The sequence below is a fragment of the Seramator thermalis genome (genome assembly GCF_004138125.1).
Lineage (GTDB): Bacteria > Bacteroidota > Bacteroidia > Bacteroidales > Dysgonomonadaceae > Seramator > Seramator thermalis.
The window spans coordinates 1-1,840 of sequence record NZ_RXHS01000035.1 but is presented as its reverse complement, the minus strand read 5'-3'; the positions used below and the strand labels follow the sequence as shown (position 1 = coordinate 1,840).

Here is a 1,840-nt window from a genome sequence, read left to right as displayed (position 1 = left end):
GAGGGTGTCTCAAAAGGGCACTTTCTTTTTTAGATTAAGCAGCTAAATCAAAGGCTAAATTTTGATTTGAGGTTATTCTGTTTTTAATTTTTTGAAATGATCGAAACATAACGATAAATATAAAGGTATTTATCAACCATTTTTTGTCAATTTGTTGATTTTTCTGCTCTTTTTCGGCTTGTTTGTTTATTTTACGCCATAATTTCCCTATGTTGGATGCTGTGGCAAAGAGAGCGAAATCGGCTTCTACTTTTTCCTGTCCAAAATGACGGAATCGATTATAGGCTTTATCATATTTGGTTTGTCCGAACACCGCTTCAGGTTCTATTGGTCGTTGGCTCCGGTGATAAAGACCCTCGGGTGAGGTAAGCAGTTCTCTGACTTTCTGCTTGTGCCTGTTCAAGTTATGATTTACTTCCATCCTCCGATTGGTTTTGGACTTGTGGCATAAACACCGCAGCGGACAACCATTACAGTTTTCGGCTTGGTAAATACTTATTTTTGAAACATATCCGCTATCCGTTGTCCGGGTAGTGTCTCCTACTTTTTTCATGTGCTGCCCTATAGGACAAACAAAGTAATCTTCCTTTTGATTGTAATATAGATTTTGAGCAAGAAAAGCATTGTTTTTGAATGCTTTCTTCTCTTCCTTGTGAAAATAGTTGTACTTGACAAAAGGTTCAATCCGGTTTTCCTCCATGAATTCATAATTTTCTTCGCTCCCGTAACCTGAATCGGCAACTCCTTTATTCGGATAAAAACCATACCGTTCGCAGAATCCTTTCATAAACGGAATAAAAGTCAGTGTATCTGTCCGATTTGGGTAAAAATCGTAATGTGTAAAAAATTGATTCTCGGTTCCTATTTGAACATTGTATGCCGGCTTGAGCTGTCCGTTCTTCATGTGATCTTCTTTCATACGCATGAAGGTGGCATCAGGATCGCTCTTGGAATAACTGTTTCTCTCTCCCAATATAGCCAGATGATTTTCATATTCTTCGAGCTTTGGCAAGTGTTTTTCCTCGAGTGTCTTTATGGCTTTTTGTTCTGCCTTTGTGCGGTTCTCCCGGTTAAGGGCTTCTATCCTCCGGCGTAATTCTTCACTGTTGATGGGCATGGTAGGCTGATCTTCCATTTGATTGTCCTGAGCAATCCCTTCTTCTACCTGTTCGAGTACCTTGCGGATTTTTTCTTCCAGTTTTGCCTTGTTCTTTTCTACGGTCTTCTTCCACACAAAAGTGTAACGATTGGCGCGGGATTCTATCTTGGTACCGTCAACATAAATTACATCCAATGTCAGATATCCCATATCTACGAGCATAAGGACAACTTGTGTAAATATCCGGTGAATATCCTCCTTTAAATGGCAGGAACGAAAACGGTTGATGGTGTTGTGATCCGGCTGTTGACCACCCGAAAGCCACATGAAACTAATCCTGTCGGCAAGTGCCTGCTCTATTTTACGGCTCGAATAAATATTGTTCAAATAACTGTACAGAACTACTTTCAGCATCATTCTCGGATGATAGGCACTCGTTCCGCCTCCCTTGTAAGTATCAATGATTTGAGCAATATCCAGGTTATCGACTATTTGATTGACCAGACGGGCAGGAGAATCTTGGGGTACTTTTTCATCCAAACTGGCAGGAAAAAGTACTGTTTGTCCTTGTTCGTTTGATTTAAATACTACTCTCGACATAATTCATGTTATTGATATTCAGCTATAAAAATACAAAATATTTTGCAATTACACAAATCGTTTATCCTGTTTTTTCCCTGTTTTTTATGATATTTCCCAACTAAAAAAAGAGACTGTCCTTACTTTTGAGACAGCCCCTTT

1 protein-coding gene is annotated in these 1,840 nt (G+C 39.3%); it reads right to left on the bottom strand.

All coding sequences use genetic code 11. The annotated features are described in order from the left end of the window. Positions 1 to 34: 34 nt before the first annotated feature. Positions 35 to 1,699 carry an IS1182 family transposase gene (locus EJN84_RS12155; protein ID WP_129595673.1) on the bottom strand — a complete coding sequence of 555 codons (1,665 nt, stop codon included), beginning with the start codon at positions 1,697 to 1,699 and terminating at the stop codon, positions 35 to 37. Positions 1,700 to 1,840 lie beyond the last annotated feature (141 nt).

Bases quoted from the DNA above. Each gene is read 5' to 3' on its own strand.
- EJN84_RS12155 (WP_129595673.1), bottom strand. From the start codon at position 1,699: ATGTCGAGAGTAGTATTTAAATCAAACGAACAAGGACAAACAGTACTT.